Source organism: Hydrogenobacter thermophilus TK-6, from assembly GCF_000010785.1.
GTDB classification, from domain to species: domain Bacteria; phylum Aquificota; class Aquificia; order Aquificales; family Aquificaceae; genus Hydrogenobacter; species Hydrogenobacter thermophilus.
The window spans coordinates 1123559-1143648 of record NC_013799.1 but is presented as its reverse complement, the minus strand read 5'-3'; the positions used below and the strand labels follow the sequence as shown (position 1 = coordinate 1143648).

The 20090-nt window shown below is 41.9% G+C and carries 16 protein-coding genes, 2 tRNA genes and 1 CRISPR repeat array (1 of these 19 cut by a window edge); of the genes, 16 read left to right on the top strand and 2 right to left on the bottom strand.

The window, feature by feature from the left end; translation table 11 throughout:
* From HTH_RS06360 to HTH_RS06330, 7 genes are all read left to right on the top strand, one after another.
* A complete protein-coding gene (locus HTH_RS06360; protein WP_232500415.1) occupies positions 1–1098 on the top strand; it encodes a hemolysin family protein in 1098 nt (365 codons plus the stop codon).
* Between the two features lie 15 nt (positions 1099–1113).
* Complete coding sequence (locus tag HTH_RS06355; protein WP_012963892.1) at positions 1114–2265, top strand: LacI family DNA-binding transcriptional regulator; 1152 nt, start codon at positions 1114–1116, stop codon at positions 2263–2265.
* Complete coding sequence (locus HTH_RS06350; protein WP_012963891.1) at positions 2262–3326, top strand: M24 family metallopeptidase; 1065 nt, start codon at positions 2262–2264, stop codon at positions 3324–3326. Before HTH_RS06355 ends, HTH_RS06350 begins: the two co-directional genes overlap by 4 nt.
* A gap of 19 nt (positions 3327–3345) precedes the next feature.
* Positions 3346–3419: transfer RNA gene (locus tag HTH_RS06345), tRNA-Met, on the top strand.
* A gap of 12 nt (positions 3420–3431) precedes the next feature.
* Positions 3432–3521: transfer RNA gene (locus HTH_RS06340), tRNA-Ser, on the top strand.
* 12 nt (positions 3522–3533) lie between these two features.
* The gene (carA, locus tag HTH_RS06335) at positions 3534–4649 is read left to right on the top strand and encodes a glutamine-hydrolyzing carbamoyl-phosphate synthase small subunit (protein ID WP_012963890.1); all 1116 of its coding nucleotides are present in this window, start codon (positions 3534–3536) and stop codon (positions 4647–4649) included.
* Positions 4636–6372: a peptidoglycan D,D-transpeptidase FtsI family protein gene (locus HTH_RS06330; protein ID WP_012963889.1), complete on the top strand. Its 1737-nt coding sequence runs from the start codon at positions 4636–4638 to the stop codon at positions 6370–6372. Before carA ends, HTH_RS06330 begins: the two co-directional genes overlap by 14 nt.
* On the opposite strand, the gene bioD is transcribed toward HTH_RS06330, so the two are convergent.
* Positions 6319–6972 carry a dethiobiotin synthase gene (bioD, locus tag HTH_RS06325; RefSeq protein ID WP_012963888.1) on the bottom strand — a complete coding sequence of 218 codons (654 nt, stop codon included), beginning with the start codon at positions 6970–6972 and terminating at the stop codon, positions 6319–6321. The two genes, HTH_RS06330 and bioD, sit on opposite strands and share 54 nt — an antisense overlap.
* A 28-nt stretch (positions 6973–7000) precedes the next feature.
* Here bioD and HTH_RS06320 point away from each other — a divergent pair, with 28 nt between their 5' ends.
* Positions 7001–8710, top strand: a complete 1710-nt coding sequence (locus tag HTH_RS06320) for a proline--tRNA ligase (protein WP_012963887.1) — start codon at positions 7001–7003, stop codon at positions 8708–8710.
* 4 nt (positions 8711–8714) lie between these two features.
* Here HTH_RS06320 and carB read toward each other — a convergent pair whose 3' ends face one another.
* A complete protein-coding gene (gene carB / locus HTH_RS06315) occupies positions 8715–10388 on the bottom strand; it encodes a carbamoyl-phosphate synthase large subunit (RefSeq protein ID WP_012963886.1) in 1674 nt (557 codons plus the stop codon).
* 52 nt (positions 10389–10440) lie between these two features.
* On the opposite strand from carB, the gene cas6 reads away from it, so the two are divergent.
* From cas6 to cas2, 8 genes are read left to right on the top strand one after another with little or no spacing between them, the layout of a single operon-like run.
* Positions 10441–11178: a CRISPR-associated endoribonuclease Cas6 gene (gene cas6 / locus HTH_RS06310; protein WP_012963885.1), complete on the top strand. Its 738-nt coding sequence runs from the start codon at positions 10441–10443 to the stop codon at positions 11176–11178.
* Positions 11162–12904, top strand: a complete 1743-nt coding sequence (locus HTH_RS06305; RefSeq protein ID WP_012963884.1) for a TIGR02556 family CRISPR-associated protein — start codon at positions 11162–11164, stop codon at positions 12902–12904. Before cas6 ends, HTH_RS06305 begins: the two co-directional genes overlap by 17 nt.
* Positions 12888–13790 (top strand): type I-B CRISPR-associated protein Cas7/Csh2, encoded by a 903-nt coding sequence (gene cas7b, locus HTH_RS06300; RefSeq protein WP_012963883.1) that lies wholly within the window; start codon positions 12888–12890, stop codon positions 13788–13790. Before HTH_RS06305 ends, cas7b begins: the two co-directional genes overlap by 17 nt.
* 6 nt (positions 13791–13796) lie before the next feature.
* Positions 13797–14558, top strand: a complete 762-nt coding sequence (gene cas5b, locus HTH_RS06295; protein ID WP_012963882.1) for a type I-B CRISPR-associated protein Cas5b — start codon at positions 13797–13799, stop codon at positions 14556–14558.
* Positions 14513–16819 carry a CRISPR-associated helicase/endonuclease Cas3 gene (locus HTH_RS06290; protein ID WP_012963881.1) on the top strand — a complete coding sequence of 769 codons (2307 nt, stop codon included), beginning with the start codon at positions 14513–14515 and terminating at the stop codon, positions 16817–16819. Before cas5b ends, HTH_RS06290 begins: the two co-directional genes overlap by 46 nt.
* A complete protein-coding gene (cas4, locus tag HTH_RS06285; RefSeq protein ID WP_012963880.1) occupies positions 16809–17315 on the top strand; it encodes a CRISPR-associated protein Cas4 in 507 nt (168 codons plus the stop codon). Before HTH_RS06290 ends, cas4 begins: the two co-directional genes overlap by 11 nt.
* Positions 17312–18301, top strand: a complete 990-nt coding sequence (gene cas1b / locus HTH_RS06280) for a type I-B CRISPR-associated endonuclease Cas1b (RefSeq protein ID WP_012963879.1) — start codon at positions 17312–17314, stop codon at positions 18299–18301. Before cas4 ends, cas1b begins: the two co-directional genes overlap by 4 nt.
* Positions 18302–18568: a CRISPR-associated endonuclease Cas2 gene (cas2, locus tag HTH_RS06275; RefSeq protein WP_012963878.1), complete on the top strand. Its 267-nt coding sequence runs from the start codon at positions 18302–18304 to the stop codon at positions 18566–18568.
* Positions 18569–18729: 161 nt separating this feature from the next.
* Positions 18730–20090: a CRISPR direct-repeat array (repeat unit 30 nt; unit sequence GTTTATTAGGTGCCTATAAGGGATTGAAAC); it runs 1015 nt beyond the window's last position.

Genomic DNA, 20090 nt, shown 5'->3' with positions numbered 1-20090 from the left:
TTGGGAAAGCTTCTTTCTAAGCCAAGGGAACTGCTCCTTTCTGTACTCATAGGCAACGAGCTGGTAAATGTGCTCATATCTTCTTATGGGACTAAGATGTTTGTAGATACTTTTGGTACAAAAGGTGCCACTCTTTCGGTGGTGGTTATGAGCATACTCATATTTGTATTTGGTGAAGTTATACCAAAGAATCTTGTCCTCCCATTTACTACAAGGCTTTCTTTGATTTATGCACCCATCTTTTACCTTTTTCACACCGCCTTTTTGCCTCTCAGACTCCTTTTAGGTACACAGCTGGAGAAGCTTCTAAGGTCCTTTGATATAAAGATGGATGCAGAGAAGAAGTTAGACCAGGTCTTCTGGGATATATTTGAGATGGGCTACTCTGCGGGGCTCTTTACTGTGGAGGAGAGAGAGATAACAGAAAGAGCCATGTCCCTTGACGACCTTTTGGTGAAAGAGATTATGGTACCAAGGCCTGACATATTTGCCCTTGATGAGGACCTTACCGTAGAAGAAGCTTACGAGAGGATAATAGAGAAAAAACACTCTCGGATACCTGTCTATAAGGACCATATGGATAACATAACGGGTATAGTTTATGTGAAGGACCTTATACCTGCTTACGAGAACGGAAAGAGAAAGCTCAGAGAGTTCAAAAGGGAAGCGCTTTTTGTACCCGAGATCTTAAACATCACCAATCTTCTAAAAGAGATGAAAACATCGGGTGTGCAAATGGCTCTTGTGGTAGGAGAGCACGGAGAGGTGGCGGGACTTGTCACCCTTCATGATATACTCAAAAGGCTTTTGGGGAGTCTGCCGGAAGTTTGGGAAGAGGATACGGTTAAGATATCAAAAAACACATACAAAGTTTATGGCTGGGCTGACATAGAAAAGGTGGCAAAGACTGTAGGCTTTAGCCTTCCTGAAGAGTATGAGTATGACACGGTGGGAGGTTTTGTTATGGCAAACCTCTCAAAAGTGCCAGAAGAAGGTGACGAATTTGAGTACGACGGCTTTAAGTTCGTAGTGGATAAGATGGATGGCAACAGGATAGTAAGCCTATACATAATGGCATATGATGGGGAAAAGGCTTAAATTATTATACTGCTCATGGTAAGAGGCGAGCTCAAAACAACTGTCAAACCCAAGCTAAGCCTTTCAGTGCTTCTAAAGCAAGATGTGGAGCTGTTAAATAAGAACTCTGAGCAGTTGGAGCAGATACTTGAGGAGGAGGAAAAACAAAATCCTTATATAACTCATGTAGTCAAGCGCACACCCAGGTGGTTCTTTCAAGAGCAAGATAAGAAACCAAAAGAGGCTGTAGCAAGAAATAGCCTAATGGAGGAAATTTCAAAACAGATAAGCCTTGAATTTGACCATATTGATAAGGAGATAGCTCTTGAGATCTTATACAGATGCGATGAGAACGGATTTTTCAAAGATTCCATAGAAGAGATAGCAAGGCTTTATGGAGTAAGTAGCGAGTATGTGGAAGACATAAGGGAGTTTATCATGACGGAAATAGAGCCTGTGGGTGTTGCCTCCAGAAATTTGGAAGAGTTTATAAAGGTGCAATTGCAAGAGATGTATCCTAAGCAAGTGGAATTTCATGAGCGTGTGCTAAATGCCATAAAAACAGGAAAGCTGGATGAAGATGTGAAAGAGGCAATCTCCCATCTGAGGTTAAAGCCCATAGAAGACGAAGGCTCGGCTTCGGCGGTAGCAAGAGTAGACCTACTTTTGGAGCATGACGGGGAAAACTGGTACATTTTCATACAGGAAGACTTTTTAGAGTTGCAGATAGAAGAAGATGCACATCCGCAGGATGATATTGAAAAAGAAAAACTCAGAAGAGCCAAAAACATAAAGCTTATTCTTGACATAAGAAGGAGGGTGCTCCGACACATAGGTGAGGCTATTGTAAAAAGGCAGGAAGGTTTCTTGCTAAGAAACGAACCTCTCAAGACGCTCACGGTGAAAGAAGTGGCAGAAAGTTCACAAGTGAGCATGTCAACGGTAAGCAGGATTATCAATTCCAGATACGCCAAAACACCCGCAGGCATCTACCCACTGCGGTTCTTTTTTGTGAAGGAGAGTAAAGTAGGTATGAGCAAAGAGGAGCTGATGAGAGCCATAAAGGAGGTGCTTCAGGAGAATACATCCATCAGTGACGGCAAAGTGGCGCAGATGCTAAAAGGTAGAGGGATAGACATAGCGAGAAGGACGGTAGCCAAGTATAGAAAGCTTTTGGGACTAAGATGAGACTGGAGAAGGTAAAGCATCTTCTCAAAGAGAAGGGTCTTGATGCCTTTTTGATAAGTTCACAGTCCAATGTGTTCTATCTTACGGGCTTCAGGTCAAGCCATGCGTACGTAGTCATAACTGCCCAAAGTCATCATCTCCTTACAGATGCAAGGTATTACGAGAGGGCAAAGGCTCAGCTTCCTGATTGGGATGTAAGGCTCATAGAGCAGAATGCTGTAAGGTACATAAAGAACTTCTTAAAAGAGCTGGGTGCAGAGAAGGTAGGCTATGAAAAGGACAAGGTAAGTTGTGAGTTTCAGAGGATGCTCAGAACCAGAGGAGTAAAGTGGGTGGGATTTTCTGGCTTTCTAAAGGAACTTAGAGCTATAAAGACTAAGGAAGAGATAAGTATCATGCGTGAAGGGGTAAAAAAGAGCGATGCTATATACAGAAGGCTCCTTGAGTTTATAAAGCCGGGCATGAGGGAGATGGACATGAGGGCTTTTATAGTGCAGGAGATATTCAGAGAGGGTGCAAGCGGGGAGAGCTTTCCTGCCATAGTAGCCAGCGGTGAAGGATCTTCTGTGCCTCACTGGGAGACATCTCAAAAACAGATAGAAGCAGGTAAAAATCTCCTCATAGACATGGGTTTGGTCTGGAAAGGTTACTGCACAGACTTTACAAGAACCATATTCATCGGGAGAGCTCATGAGGAGTTTAAAAAGGTGTATCAAACGGTAAAAGATGCTCATCTTTTTGCTCTGGATAAAGTTAAAGTTGGTAACACACTGGGAGAGGTGGACAGAGCTGCGAGAAAACACATAGAGAAAAAGGGCTTTAAAGGGCTTTTTACTCATTCTACTGGGCACGGCATAGGCATAGACATACACGAGTACCCCAGGGTTTACTACAAGGGCAAAGACAGCAAAAGGGTTATAGAGGAGGGTATGGTCTTTACTGTAGAGCCTGGCATATACATACCGGGAAAGTTTGGAGTAAGACTTGAAAACATAGTGGTGGTGGAAAGAGGCTCGGGAAGTCCCCTTTCGGAAGTTAGCCTTGACCTTATAGAGCTGTAGTATAATATTATCTCAATGACGCGGGGTGGAGCAGCCTGGTAGCTCGTCGGGCTCATAACCCGAAGGTCGCGGGTTCAAATCCCGCCCCCGCAACTTAAATAGGCAGGAGAGGTGGCCGAGAGGCCGAAGGCGGCTCCCTGCTAAGGAGTTGTAGGGCTAAATACCCTACCGCGGGTTCGAATCCCGCCCTCTCCGTTGGAAAAGGCTATGAAGAGAGCTATACTTGCCCTTGAAGACGGTACCTGTTTTGTAGGATACTCTTTTGGAGCTGAGGGGGAAGCTCAAGGAGAGGTAGTCTTTAACACATCCATGACAGGTTACCAGGAGATACTAACAGACCCATCTTACAAAGGTCAGATAGTGGTTATGACATACCCACACATAGGCAACTACGGTGTCAATGACGAAGATATAGAATCCAGCCGAGTGCAGGTAAATGGCTTTGTGGTAAAAGAGCTTTCCAACTTTTACAGTAGCTGGAGAGCCAAAAAGAGCCTTGAAGAGTATTTGAAAGATCATGGTGTGGTGGGCATACAAGGTATAGATACCAGAGCTTTAGTAAAAAGGATAAGGGAAAAGGGAACGCTGAGAGGCATCATATCAACTGTAGACCATGACTTTAAGAGTCTTGTACAGAGGGCAAGAAGTTTAAGGGATATCTCTGAGCTGGACCTGGTCAAAGAGGTAGCCACACATGAGGTTTACTATTGGAAGGAAGGAGATTGGGACCTTTACAGAGGCTATATAACAAAAGAGAGCGATAAACCACTTGTAGCTGTTGTAGATTTTGGCGTCAAGCGTAATATACTCAGAAGGCTTGTAAGCGAAGGTGCAAAAGTAGTAGTTTTACCTTCTTATAATGCTTCTGAGATTATAAAAAAAATCAACCCTGACGCTATTTTGCTCAGCAACGGTCCAGGTGATCCTGCAAGAGTCTTGGAAGGCATAAGGCTGGTTAGGGAGTTTATGGAGGAAAAACCTATAATGGGTATATGCTTGGGTCATCAAATAATAGGTCTTGCCTTGGGAGGAAAAACTTACAAACTCAAGTTCGGTCATCATGGAGGAAATCATCCGGTTAAGGATTTAAGAAGCGGGCATATAGAGATAACCGCTCAAAACCACAACTTTGCGGTAGACCCAGAAAGCCTGAAAGATGTGGAAATCACCCACATAAACCTTTTGGATGGGACCTTGGAAGGCTTTAGACACAAATACCTGCCCATATATTGCCTTCAGTACCATCCAGAAGCATCACCGGGACCTCACGACGCAAAGGGAGTCTTTAAGGAGTTCCTCCAGCTCTGTTATGCGAGAGCCTAAGAAGGAGAATGCAAAGGTCATTTTTCTGTCTCTTTTGATCTTTATTGGCTTTCTTATACTTCTTACGCGCATAGCATACCTTCAACTCATAGGTAGGACAGAGTATGTGGAGAAAGTAGTAGAAAAGTTTCCCAAACTTGCGCTGGTGGAGATACCCTCCTACAGGGGATCCATAAAAGATAGAAACGGTAATGAATTGGCTTTGAGCCTTCCTACCATTTCTGTTTACGCCTTTCCTAAGTATACACAAAACAAGGAGGAACTTGCCAGCAGACTCTCTGCCGCTGTGCATGTATCCGAAAAAGCCATCCTTGAAAGTTTGAATAAAGACAGAAAGTTCGTATGGCTAATAAGAAGGGCTGACAAGGAGCTACTCCCTTACATAAGAGGAGTTATAAGGGATACGGATAATACTAAGTCTGTAGGTATTCAAGAGGACTTTAAAAGGTTTTATCCACACGGGCATTTAGCCAGCAATCTGCTGGGCTTTTGTGGAGACGATGGCAGGGGTCTTGAGGGGCTAGAATACATGCTTAACAGTTTCCTTGATGAGAAAGGTAAAAAGGTGCCATTTCTCCTGTCTGCGGGAGCCGGCAAGTTAGCGCTGGAGCCGCTATCCAGCGAGCAAGTGCTAAATTCAAAGACCGTATACACCACCATAGATTTGGGTGTCCAGAGCATACTGGAGGACATAAGAGACCAGATAGTAAAAGACTGGAGACCCAAAAAGGTATCCATACTGCTTATGGATGTAAAAACGGGGGATATACTGGGCATGACTACATACCCCTATTACGACCCCAACAATTACCAGAAGTACAGCACTTGGGAAAGGAGAAACTTTGTGGTCACAGATATTTTTGAGCCGGGTTCTGTCATGAAGCCCTTCTTTCTGGGTATGGCTCTTGAAAGAGGTTATATATCAGAGAATTATGTGGTGAGTGGAGAAGGAGGAAAGACGGAAGTTTACGGGAGAATAGTAAGAGATGTACACCCTTATGGCAATCTTACGCTGGACCAGGTGCTTATAAAATCTTCCAATGTGGGCATGGTGAAGATAGCCAAGTTTTTATCAAGAAAGGATGTGGAGGACTTGATGGAAAGGATACACTTTAAAAGCACTTTTGGGGTTTTGCTCGGAGAGACAAAGCCAAAGCTCCCAGACTATAAATATCCTGCTAATATAGTTTACTCCAGCATAGGGCAGGGTTTATCTGCAAACCTTCTTAATCTGTGCAGTGCCTTTTCTTTACTTGCCACAGGGAAAATGGTAAAGCCAAGAGTTATCCTGTATGTGGAGGATGCGGAAGGAAGAAGAACCTATTACCAGCCTGAGGTGCTAAGAGACCACCTTTTTTCCCAGCGTGTTATGAACTGGCTTCACAAGAATCTCATCAAGGTTGTGGAAGAAGGCACCGCCAGGTTAGCCAGGTCAGACTACTTTACCATAGCAGGTAAAACTGGCACATCCCAAAAGTTTGACTTCAAAACAGGAAGCTACTCAAGAGATAAAGTTGTTGCTTACTTTGTAGGATACTTTCCCGCGACAGATCCTAAGTTTGTGGCTGGCATATCCGTGGATGAACCAAAAGGAGGTCCAGCATACGGTGGGACTGTTGCAGCACCTTACTTTAAGCAGATGGTGGAAAGGGTGGCAGCTTATTACAGATTAGAGCCCGATAAGGTTCAGAAGAGCATTCCTGATGTCAGGAGGAAGCAATAACCCGCTTACCCTTGGCACCTCAAGAGGCTTAATGCCCGTAAGCTCCTCCACTATGCGTGGATTGGTTTTTTCTGAGACATCTCTTCCCTCAAACCCGTTCATAACTATGCCCAGCACCCTCAAACCCATGCTTTTGGCGTAAAAGACAGATAAGAAAGTGTGGTTTATGGTGCCAAGTCCAGCTCTTGCCACTATAAGCACCGGAAGGTTCCAGTCCTTTGCCAACTTGGCATAGTCATAGTCTCTCTTTATAGGCACTGCAATGCCTCCTGCACCTTCTACCATAAGAACGGTATATCTTTCTTGCATCCTCCTCATTTGAGCGTAAAGCTCCTGCAGAGAGAAGTCTTTGCCTTCTTCCAGAATACCCGCATAAGGTGAAAGAGGTAGCGAGTAGGTGATGGGTACAGCCTCCTTTATCTCCTGCCCAGTTATGCTGCAGAGCAAAGAGCCATCCGCAGGCAGGTCTCTGACATCTGTTTCTACCGGCTTTAGGTATCCCACTTTTATACCCTTTTCCTTGAGAGCATATGCCAAATTATAGGCTATGAAGGTCTTTCCAACTCCCGTATCTGTGCCCGTGATGAGAAAAGCTCTCATAAAGTTTATGATATAATAAGAGGCACTCATGCGCTGGAGTACTTACTTTTGGTACACCTCAAAAGAAGAGCCTGCGGATGCAGAAGCTCCATCTCACAAGTACCTGCTAAAGGGTGGCTTTATAAAGCAGGTAGCCTCCGGCATATACGCCTTTACTCCTGCTGGCTACAGGGTTTTGAAGAAGATAGAAAACATAGTAAGGAAGGAGATGGACAGAAGCGGTGCGCAGGAGCTACTCCTTACAGTTTTAAACCCGGCAGAACTCTGGAGAGAGACAGGAAGGTGGGACCTCTACGGCAGAGAGCTATTTACCCTTAAAGACAGGCACGGAAGAGACTACTGCCTTGGACCTACCCACGAGGAGGAAATAACGGATATGGTAAGGACCTTTGTAAACTCGTACAGACAGCTACCCTTTATACTCTACCAGATACAGGTAAAGTTCAGAGACGAAAAAAGACCCAGATTTGGACTCATAAGGGGCAGAGAGTTTATAATGAAGGATGCCTATTCTTTTGACACCGATGAGTTTTCCGCGCTCATGTCTTACGAGACTATGAAGTTTGCCTACGAGCGCATATTCAAAAAGTTAAGACTAAAAACGCTGATGGTGGAGGCAAGCGTAGGTGCTATAGGGGGGATGAGCTCTCATGAGTTTGTCATTCTTACAGATTACGGAGAGGCAAGAGTGGCTTACTGTGAAAGTTGCGGATACTCAGCAAACGCCGAAATAGTTAAGCTAAACAAAGGGAAGGAAGAAGAGGAGGAGGAAAGACAGCTGACTCGTGTGCACACACCCAACACCAGAACCATAGAAGAGCTATCAAGCTTTTTAAAGGTGCCTCCAAGAAAGATACTAAAGTCGGTGCTATACATAGTTAACGGAGAGCCTCTTTTGGTGGTCATAAGGGGAGATAGAGAGATAGATGAGAACAAACTGGAAGCTCTCTTAAACACAGAAAACTTCAGGCTTGCTACGGATGAAGAGGTTTATGCGCTCTTTAAAACCCAGAGGGGCTACATTGGTCCCTTTAACATACCAAAAGATGTAAGAGTCATCTGGGATAACTCAGTCTATGGGATAAAGAACGCAGTGGTTGCTTTCAACGAGCCAGATTATCACTACATAAACGCAAATCCTGGTAGGGACTTTAGTTATGGGGAGTTTTTTGATGTGGCGCAGGTGGTGGAGAAGGACCCATGTCCCAAGTGCGGAGCGCCACTTAAGGTAAGCAAAGGCTTGGAGCTTGGTCATATATTCCTTCTTGGCACAAGGTACTCTTTGCCTATGAAAGCTTTCTACAAAGACCAGCAAGGTGAGGACAAACCTATATACATGGGTTGTTATGGTATAGGTATATCCAGGTGTATGTCTGCCATAGTTGAGCAGTACAGCGATGAGCTTGGCATAAAGTGGCCTACTGTGGTAGCTCCCTTTGAACTGAATGTAATATGTTTGAACCCATCGGATGCGGAACAAAAGACTGTTGCAGAAAAGATTTACTACCAAGCCCAAGAGATGGGTTTAGATGTTATATACGACGATAGAGAAGCCAGCGCAGGCTTTAAGTTTGCAGATGCGGACCTCTGTGGCTTCCCTTACAGGATAGTGGTTGGTAAAAAGACAAAGGAGGGTAAGGTGGAGCTACAAAAAAGACACACAGGGGAAAAGTTAGATGTCCCCATAGAGGATGCGGTGAGGATAGTTAAAGAGTTTGTAGACAAGGATAAAGAGTAGAAGGTTAGTCTTGGTCTAAAATCTCCTGTCCGTCCATTGTATAATAGGGTTTTTCGTAAGTAGAGTAGTAGTAAGGCGTGTAAGCAACAAACTCACCTGCGCATGTGTCCACACCTTTAAAAGCGGGAAGTACCCTAAGGCTTTCTCTTAAAGCCCTTACCTCTTCTTCCCTTTTGCCCACAAGTTTAGCTATCTCAAAGTCAGAGTACCCGAGTTCTTTTGCCTGCCTTAGTTTTTCTTCATCAAGAACTCCTTGAGCAAGTGTGCTTTCAAAGTCTACTATCTGTTTTATCTGATACAAAAACCACCTGTCTACCTTGGTGTAATGGTAAACCTCATCCACCGAGTACCCTCTTCTGAAAGCCGAGGCTATATACCATATCCTCTCAGGGTTGGGGATCCTGAGATTTCTCACAAGCACATCATCAGAAACATGGTCAAAGGAGGGATGTAAAAGGCCATAGGTGTCTATCTCAAGACTTCTTATGGCTTTAAGGAAGGCTTCCTTGAAAGTCCTGCCTATTGCCATTACCTCACCTACGGACTTCATCATGGTGGTGAGGGTTCTGTCCGTTTGTGGAAATTTTGCAAAGTCAAAGCGGGGTATTTTTACTACCACATAATCTATTGAAGGCTCAAAAGATGCCGGTGTATGTTTGGTTATGTCGTTTCTAAGCTCGTCAAGGGTGTAGCCCACCGCCAGTTTTGCGGCAACTTTGGCTATGGGAAAGCCTGTAGCTTTTGAAGCCAGCGCGGATGACCTTGAAACTCTCGGGTTCATCTCTATCACATAAAAGTCCCCGTTTTCGGGATTTACCGCAAACTGTATATTGGAGCCTCCCGTATCAACGCCCACCTCCCTCATAACTTCTATACAGGCATCTCTGAGTATCTGGTACTCCTTGTCCGTGAGTGTCTGAGCCGGTGCCACCGTAATGGAATCTCCCGTATGCACACCCATTGGGTCAAAATTCTCTATGCTACAGACTATTATTACGTTATCCTTTGAGTCTCTTATGACTTCAAACTCAAACTCCTTCCAGCCAATCAAGGACTTGTCCATCAAAACCTGATGTATTGGTGATGTTTTTAGAGCCACTTCAAGCTTTTCTTTGAATTCCTCAATGTTGTATGCTATGGCTCCTCCAGTTCCTCCCAAGGTAAAGGCAGGTCTGAGTATGGTAGGAAAGCCTATGCTTTTTATAACACTCATCCCCTCTTCTAAAGAAGACACCACAGCACTTTCGGGAACCTTTAAACCTATCTTTTTCATGGACTCTCTAAAAAGCTCCCTGTCTTCTCCCTTCTTTATGGCTTGATAGCTGGCACCTATTAGCTCAACGCCATACCTTTCCAGAATGCCCTCCTCGTAGAGCTTTACCGCCAGGTTGAGAGCTGTCTGTCCCCCAAGGGTGGGAAGGAGTGCATCTGGTCTTTCTGCTTTTATTATTTCTTCGAGCACCTCAACAGTCAAAGGTTCTATGTATGTTCTGTCCGCCACGCTTGGGTCCGTCATTATGGTGGCAGGGTTAGAGTTGACCAGCACCACACTGTAGCCCTCTTCTTTGAGAGCTCTGCAAGCCTGAGTGCCCGAGTAGTCAAACTCAGCAGCCTGACCTATAACTATAGGACCCGAGCCTATGATGAGTATCTTTTTTATATCACTCCTCTTTGGCATTCTGTCTGTTAAAATTATACATCATTGCTTTAGGATTCTTAAACAGAGTGCTATGATACTAAAAATTAAACTGACAGGTGAGGGGCTTATAAGACTTCCCAAGAGCTACAACCATCTGCTTCAGGCTTTTTTCTACAAAAACACGGACCCAGTGCTCTCTAAATTCCTCCACGAGATAGGCTTTGTTTACAACAGAAGGAGGTTTAAACTATTTACCTTTTCAAAGATCATAGGCAAATTGGCTTCCAGACAGGGCAATCTCGTTTTCTTCGAGCCACAGATAACGGTTTACTTTGCCTCACCTTTGATGGATATAGTATCTTCCGCGGTGAATGTTTTCCTAAAGCGGGAAAATTTATTCCTCGGTGAAAACAGATTAAGACTGGAGTCTGTAGAGCTTATTAAACCAACTGTGCGGGAAGATGTAAATGTCAGATGTCTATCACCCATAACGGTTTATCGCACTCCAGAAGGTGAAACTAAAAAGCAGTTTTTTAGTCCATGGCAAGAGGAGTTTTACGAGCTTATCAAGAACAATTTGATAAAAAAATACCAACTTATCTACGGCAAGAGCTATAAGGAAGAGCTGGAGCTAAAACCCCTCAGGATAAGTCAAAGATACAAGAAAAAGATAGTTTATAAAGGATCACTGATAGAAGCGTGGGAAGGTTATTATAATATAAGGGGTAGCACTCAGATAGTAAAGTTAGCCTTAGAGGCGGGTCTTGGGGCAAAGAATCCTCAGGGCTTTGGCATGGTGGAGGTAGTGGACAGTGTTGAAGGCGATTAGAGATATAGGTAGAGATATAGGTGAGCTATTTGGGGGTGTAAAGCTTTACGATGAAGTAGAAAAAGCTGATAGAGTTCTTGTCCTTGAGTTTGATGAAAAGGGGGAGTTTGTAAAAACTGATCTTGAGGATTTTTTTGAAGGCAAGCAAGAAAAGTATTTATATAAAAAAGCAAAGGGAAGCAATCCTCCAACACTCACACCCACTATCATACTTCAAAGAGGTAAAAAGAAACCCGATGATAAGAAATCTCCTGTGATGAGAACCTTGGATAATTTAGAAAAAGTTCTCAACAAAATTCAGTTTGAAAAGATAGCAAGACCGACCTTGGATAAGAAAAAGTTGGAGGAGGAAATATACAGGATTACTGAGATAATACCGGCTAAAGAGAAGATACTACTCACTATTAAAATAGGTGGTAAATATGTGGGAGAGATAGAAGATTTTATAAAAGCTTTGAAAAAAGAGCTTGAGGAGGAGGGTAGGGAAAGTAGAGGAACGGGAATTTGCTCTGTCTGTCTTCAGGAAAAGGAAGTGAGCGGAGATATCGCTCCCTTTAAGTTTTATACGATTGACAAACCTGGCTATATAACCGGAGGATTCAAAAAAGAAATTGCCTTTAAAAATTTTCCCCTGTGTTATGAGTGTAGAGATTACATAAAGAGAGGGAGAGAAGAAATATTAGAAAAAAAATTAAAGTTTAAAATTGGCGGAGTAATAACTTACTATTTAATACCGGAGTTCATATTGGGAAGAGACAAAATAAAAAAGGAAACTTTTGATATTCTCTTTCCCCGTAATCCCGAAGTTAGGAAAATAATGTTAAGCTCAAGGGAGCATAAATCTCTTATGGCTGATGAAGAGGAAATACTTGAGATCTTAAGTGATGAAAGAGACGTCCTTACTTTGAATTTCTTATTCCTTGAATCCGAGCTTTCAGCCGAAAGGATTTTACTTTTAATACAGGATGTTTATCCCTCAAGGCTAAGGGAACTGTTTGAGGCTAAAAGGAAAGTAGAAAAGCTCTTTAGTTCAAACGGATTTAGTTATACTTTTAATTACTATACTATTTACAAGTTCTTTTCCAAAAGTGACTCAACCAAGAAAGAACCAGACCTCAGAAAGTATTTCTTGGAAGTTCTTGATAAGACCTTTAGGGGTGTCAAAATAGACGAAAAGTTTCTGTTAAACTTTCTCATGAAGGGGATAAGGGATGCTATAAAGAAGGAAGAAGGCTACAAAAATTTAATAAAAGACGCCTTTAGTGTGTTTGTCTTTGTAAAACTTACAACAAAGGAGGTTGACATGGAGGTAAAAGATGTTAACAGCCTTGAAGAGTTTCTGGAAAGTTTGCCTACACTTAACAACGACCTTAAAAAAGGCTTATTTTTATTAGGTGCTTTGACAGAGAGACTATTACGAGTTCAGGAAAGCGAAAGGGGAAGTAAACCTTTCCTAAAGAAGTTAAAGGGATTAAAGATGAATGAAAACGATCTTAAGGGGCTTTTACCAGAAGTTAGAAATAAGTTAGAAGAGTACGATAAATTTCGTGCTGGTGAAATGAAGCTCTTTAACCTTACCTCAGAGTATTTTTCAAAGGCTCCAGCAGTTTGGAATATGAGCATAGAAGAGCTTAACTTTTACTTCTCACTTGGTATGGGTATGTTTGATAAAGCTGCTGGGTATATATATTCCAAAAAGGAGGTAAGCAATGAAGAGCAGGCGTGAGTTTCTGTTTATTTACGATGTTTCGTGGGCAAATCCAAATGGCGACACTATGGACGAGAACAAGCCGAGAATCGATGAAGAGACCGGGATTAACTATGTTACAGATGTAAGGCTTAAAAGAACAGTCAGGGATCAGCTTGCAGAAATGGGTCATGAAGTCTTCATCAAGGAAGAAAGGACTGATGACGGAAACCTAAAGACCAAAGAGAGTATATTTGCAAAGTACGGGAATGATTACAACCAAGTGTTAGAAAAATGTATAGACATCAGGCTTTTTGGGGGGACCTTTGCTATCAAGAACCAGCAAAGGTGCTTCACAGGTCCTGTCCAGTTCAAGTTTGGTAAATCCTTGCACAGGGTAAAGATGGAATTTGTTAAGGGGACCACTGTCATGCCTTCTGCAGAACAGAAAGCACAGGGGACCATGACTGAGATGTACGTTGTTCCTTACTCTTTGATAGTTTTTTACGGAATTGCCAATGAAAATGCAGCAAAGGAAACGAAACTTAAGGATGAAGATATAGACATAATGCTTAAGGCTCTATGGGTTGGGCATAAAAGTTCAACAGATGTGATTTCCCGCTCAAAATTTGGACACGAGCCAAGGCTACTAATTGAGATTATTTACAAAGAGGGCACACTCACCCACATGGGAGAGTTAGACAAACTGGTGAGGATAAATACCGACAAGAGGGATGAGGAGATAAGAGACATAGAGGAGGTGGAGATAGACCTAAGCAGACTAAAGGAAAAAGTGCAAAAGTATAAAGACAAGATAGAGAAAGTTAATTACATAATCAACGATAGAATCAGAATAGAACCATCCTTGAAGGAGGTTTTTAGTGGGATCGCTATTGAAGAATTTAAATGGGCTAAGGAGGTTTAACAGGGCGTGAAGGTTTTGGTCTTTGACCTCTTTGGCGATTTAGGACATTTCAGAAAGTTTTACACCACCTCTTCACCCTTGACTTTTCCTTTTCCACCACAGCCCACAATAAGGGGAATTATAGGAGCTATCATGGGGTTCGGTAAGGAAGAGTATCTTGATAAGACAAAAGATATCTACGTGGGAGTTAAGATAGTCAATCCCATAAAAAAGCTGAGAACAGGCTTAAACCTTATATTCACCAAGGGAAGCTCAGGGGAATTTGACCCAACTTTAGATCCTTCAAGAAAAGGTGATGCCAACAAAACATTAAGGACCCAGGTAAAATTTGAATTTGTCAAAGACCCTCGTTATAGAATATACATCTCTGCGAGTGAAGAATTTCTGAAAAAACTTACGGATATGGTGAAAAATCACAAAACCTACTACACCGTTTCTCTCGGTCTTTCGGAGCTCTTGGCGGATTTTAGCTTTGTAGGAGTCTTTGATAGTCATCCCATAGATGTTTCGGACAGAGCAGACAGCGTAATACCTTCAAGAATTATAAGGGAGATTGATATTGGAAAGGTTCAGAAAATAGGAAAGGAAAGAATACCTGTCGTCATGGACAGTAATAGGATGGTAAAAATGTACGAAGATGTAGTTTTCAGTGTGGAAGGAGGAGCCATATACGGAAAGTTTACCGATCTGATTAAGCTCGGTAACGGAGAGGTAATATACTTATGGAAACAAAGTCAGGAATCTACTCCCATCCAGGAATCTTTATAGAGGACCATATTAACAGGTGTTTAGAGCTTTTGAGTTTTTACCTTCAGAGGGAGCTCCCACTGATAAGTGATGAGTTTGTTCTGTCTGCAACGCTTTCAGTTGCCCTTCATGACTTTGGAAAATGTACTAAATATTTTCAGGATTACATAACAGGTAAAGGGCGCAGATCAGAATTCAGCAAGCATTCCCTTCTCTCTGCAGTTTATACATATTACTGTGCAAAAAAGCTTATAAGCGACCCGAAATTACTCTCTTTCTCCTTCGTGGCATGTAAAAGCCACCACACCGACCCTGAGTCTTTTACCAGCGAGTTTACATTTGATAAAGATGAAATTGAGCGTTTAAAGATACAGATTGAAAGCATAGATCAAGAAAAGACAAATATATTTATTTCAAACTTGAATTTACCGGAAAATGTGAAAAAAAGCCTCTTTTTGAACAAGGAAGAGTTTAAGAACAAGCTTACTGAAATAGAAAAAGAGATTAAAAGTTTCCGGAAGTCCTTTCACAAATGTGAGTCAAAAATAGAGGACTTTGTTAAGTTTCAGTACCTTTTCTCTCTTCTGCTTGATTCTGACAAAACCGAGACTGGTGCAAAATCCTTTAGACCTAAGCGAGTGAGCTGTATTCCCTTACATGTGGTGAGCCGATACAAAGCTAATAACCTTCCCAAAAGCAGAGAAATAGACCATCTTAGGGAGGAAGCTTACAAAGAGATCCTGAGCAAGGAAGTTGACCTCTCTAAAAGGATTTATTCAATAACACTTCCCACAGGTATGGGTAAAACGCTTACTGGCTTTGCCTTTGCTCTGAAGCTAAGAGAGTTGATTAAGAACGAAAAAGGCACCACGCCAAGGATTATTTATTCACTTCCCTTTGTTAGCATAATTGACCAGAATGCAGAGGTACTTATAAAGGTTCTAAAAACGGAATTCCATGAGATAGAGGGTAGAATACTCATTAAACATCATCATCTTTCCGAACCCAGATTTGAAGAGTATGAGTTCAGCGAGGCAAGGCTTCTTACTGAGGGATGGAATTCAGAGATAGTAATTACCACCTTTGTTCAGCTCTTCCATACTCTAATATCTGCAAGAAACTCCGAGTTTCGCAGGTTTAATAAACTCGCAAACTCCATTTTGCTCATAGACGAGGTCCAAGCGCTTCCTACAAAATACTGGCATCTAATACGGGAAGTTCTCAGGGAAGTTTCTAAGAATCTTGATGTATATATAATTTTGATGACAGCTACGCAGCCCTACTTACTTGAAGAAGCTGTAGAGTTGGCGGACCCCCATGTGTTCCGAAAAAGGTTGGACAGAATAAGGGTTTTCATAAATCTTGAGGGTGTTAGTTTAGGTCAATTTGTAAATTCCTTAGAATTTAAGAAAGATAAAACATACCTATTTATCACCAACACAATAAGTTCTTCAAAGGAGCTTTATAGATTGCTTAAAGAGCGTATGAATGAGAAAATTTGCTACCTTTCTACTTCAGTTTTGCCTTACGAGAGGCTAAGAAGGATAGAGGAGATAAAGAAAGGAAAATATCGCTTTGTCGTTAGCACCCAGCTTGTGGAGGCTGGGGTTGATATTGACTTTGACGAAGTCTATAGAGATTTTGCGCCTTTTGATTCTCTGAATCAATCCGCAGGTAGATGCAATCGTAATATGGAAAGGGGGAAAGGAAACTTTTATGTGATTAAACTTACAGATTCAGAAGGAAAACCCTTTTATTCAAGAATATACGATTCTGTTCTCTGTAACATAACGGAGGAAATGCTTAAAGGAGTGAAAGAGTTATCGGAGCCAGAACTTACCAACCTGATAGAAGAGTACTTTTGTAAAGTATGGGAGAAAACCACCCCCGACAAGTCAAAGAAAATTCTGGAGGCTGTGAAGTGCTTCAGCTTCTCTTCGGGTGATATTTCAATACGGAACTTTGAGCTTATGGAGGATGATAGATATAAGAAAGATGTCTTTGTGGAGATAAACGATGAGGCTTCCGAGGTGTGGAGTAGAGCTAAGTCAATAATTGAGGATTTAAAGAAGAAGAAGATAGACATTTTTAAAGCTAAGGAAGAGTTTGAGAAGCTCAAACCCGACTTTTATAAGTTTGTAGTCACGGTAAATATCAAGGAAAACGAGCCCTCTTATGACCAAGAGCTTAAAACGTTCTTCGTAAGCCAGGATATGCTGGAAAGATACTATAACTCTGAGACAGGCTTTATAGAGAAAGGGGAGGCTTTCTTTGAGGTATGAAGACAGAATCTCTATTGGAGGGACTCTGGTCTGGTACTACTACATCTGCAAAAGGGAGGTGTGGCTAATAGGGCATGGGATAGAAGCTGAGCAGGAGAACGACTATATCCTTCTGGGAAGGTACATTCAGGAGATCTTCTACACCCGAAAGAGGAAAGAGATTATGATAGACAACACGATAAAAATAGATATCCTCCCAGGAAGGAAGGTGATCGGAGAGATAAAGAAAAGCTCAAAGTTCTTAGAGAGCGCCAAGATGCAGGTTGTCTTCTACCTTTACTATATGAAACGGGAAAAGGGTATTGACATGGAGGGAGTCTTACTTATTCCCGAGGAGAGGAAGCGGATCAAGGTTTCTCTTACTCCAGAGCTGGAAAGGGAGATTGAAGAGGTGATAGAGGATATCGGAAGAATTCTGAAGCTTGAAAAACCCCCAAAGGCGGTAAAGATACCTTACTGCAAAAAGTGTGCTTACAGGAGTATGTGCTGGGCATGAAAAAACCTCTATACATATTTTCCAGCGGGAGGCTTGAAAGAAGAGAAAACACACTCTCCCTTGAGACGCAAGAGGGGAGGAAAGTTATACCCATAAACAGCGTTTCGGAAATAAAGGTTTTCGGGGAGCTGGATATAAACAAGAGGGCGTTGGAGTTCCTGACCAGAAACCAGATACCTGTCCACTTCTTTAACCACTACGGCTACTACATAGGAAGCTTCTATCCGAGGGAAGCTTTAAACTCGGGCTTTATAATCCTGAAACAAGCAGAACACTATCTTGACAGAGAAAAACGCATGTATCTGGCAAAGGGCTTTGTTGCCGGTGCAGTAAACAACATCTTAAAGAATCTTGAATACTATAGAAGAAAAGGCAAAGACCTAAAGGAGACGATAAGCTCCATAGAGGAAAAGTTTAAAGCTGTATCAAGTGTGGATTCTATAGCAGAGCTAATGCAGGTAGAAGGTGAGATAAGGAAAACCTATTACGAGTCTTTCAACCTCATAATTCAAGTAGAAGGCTTTTATTTTGATAAAAGAACAAAGAGACCTCCGGAAAATCCAATAAATGCCTTGATAAGCTTTGGTAACTCTTTGCTCTACACCACAGTACTTAGTGAGATATACAGAACACACCTTGACCCTAGGATAGGATATCTACACGAAACAAACCAGAGGAGCTTCAGTCTGAACCTTGATATTTCAGAAGTTTTTAAGCCGGTTATAGTAGATAGAGTTATATTTTCTCTTCTTAACAAAGGACAGATGCAGCTCAAGCATTTTGACAGCGATGTGGGTTTTTCTTATCTAAACGATAAAGGTAGAAGTATTTTTGTTAAGGAATTTGAGGACAAGCTCAACACTACAATCAAGCATAGAAACTTAGGCAATGTTTCTTACCGCAGACTCATGCGTATAGAGTGTTATAAGCTTTACAAGCATTTTATGGACGAGGAGATTTATAAACCTTTTGTAGGAGAATGGTAGATGTTTGTAATACTCGTTTACGATGTAAAGGAAGAACGAGTGGCGAAAGCACTAAAAATTTGCAGAAAGTATCTTACTTGGGTTCAAAACTCGGTATTTGAAGGCGAAATAACGGAAGCAAAGCTCAGGATGCTCAAAGACGAACTAAAAGGCATTATGGATGAAACCTACGACTCGGTGATAATCTACAAGTTCAGGACAAAGCAGTATTACGAAAGAGAAACCCTCGGGATAGAGAAGCCTTCCCACGAGGACTTTATAGTCTAAGCCTTCCAATACTTTGTCTATCCCCCGGAATTTTTGCAAGATTGGAGGTGGACAGAAAAATAACCCCACTTGACTAACTTGCCACTAGGGTTTATAATACACATGCAAGCTTACTACACCAAAAGCTTTTTGACAACTGAATATGGGTTTGTTCCTAACAAGTTTATTAGGTGCCTATAAGGGATTGAAACTTAATCCGTCAATAAGTTCCTCGCTTGCTTCCGGAAGTTTATTAGGTGCCTATAAGGGATTGAAACTCCAGTTCCCGTTATCATCCCGCTCTCCACCAAGAACGTTTATTAGGTGCCTATAAGGGATTGAAACTGCAAAATTCCAAAAACTGGAAAAATGCATAATTCTTGTTTATTAGGTGCCTATAAGGGATTGAAACTGAAGAACAGCAGGGCAAAAGGGAAAAGGGTGGAATAGTTTATTAGGTGCCTATAAGGGATTGAAACTGTATATATAAGTGAAGGTCCCCTTTAAACCCCCGGGGTTTATTAGGTGCCTATAAGGGATTGAAACGATTTTTGGTCCTGAAATTTCTCTCTCAAGTATACCCGTTTATTAGGTGCCTATAAGGGATTGAAACGGAAAGTTTGGATAGAAGGCGAGCTGTTTTCTTCTGTGTTTATTAGGTGCCTATAAGGGATTGAAACTCTACCACGCCTACGAAAAACAAAAAAAGATATTCATGTTTATTAGGTGCCTATAAGGGATTGAAACGGCGGTAAAGTAGATATCCCCTTCGTCAATGCCTATGGTTTATTAGGTGCCTATAAGGGATTGAAACGCATATATCATCAAAAACGCTATGATCAATAAGGAGTGTTTATTAGGTGCCTATAAGGGATTGAAACTGTTCCACATCTCTTTTGGTTGCCTCTCAAGGATTTGGTTTATTAGGTGCCTATAAGGGATTGAAACAGGCTTGCAAAGTCTTTAAAATTACCTCTTCTGTGTGTATGTTTATTAGGTGCCTATAAGGGATTGAAACTCCCTGTAGGTATTCCAAACTCTTTGAAAATGTGAAGAGTTTATTAGGTGCCTATAAGGGATTGAAACAGGCTTGCAAAGTCTTTAAAATTACCTCTTCTGTGTGTATGTTTATTAGGTGCCTATAAGGGATTGAAACTCCCTGTAGGTATTCCAAACTCTTTGAAAATGTGAAGAGTTTATTAGGTGCCTATAAGGGATTGAAACCTGGGATTGCGCTGGATGCAAATGACAGTGTTGCAGGAGTTTATTAGGTGCCTATAAGGGATTGAAACTGTATATCCCCCCCCTGCCTCAAAGAAAAGTGTATTGTTTATTAGGTGCCTATAAGGGATTGAAACGAAAGTATTAGAACTTGATACTCAAAGCTTTGAACAGTTTATTAGGTGCCTATAAGGGATTGAAACGCTGTTTGGTTGTACGAGCCTTTGTCTTCCGAGCACGTTTATTAGGTGCCTATAAGGGATTGAAACGCGATATCAGGAAAATAAGAAAGAACACGAGAAAGAAGTTTATTAGGTGCCTA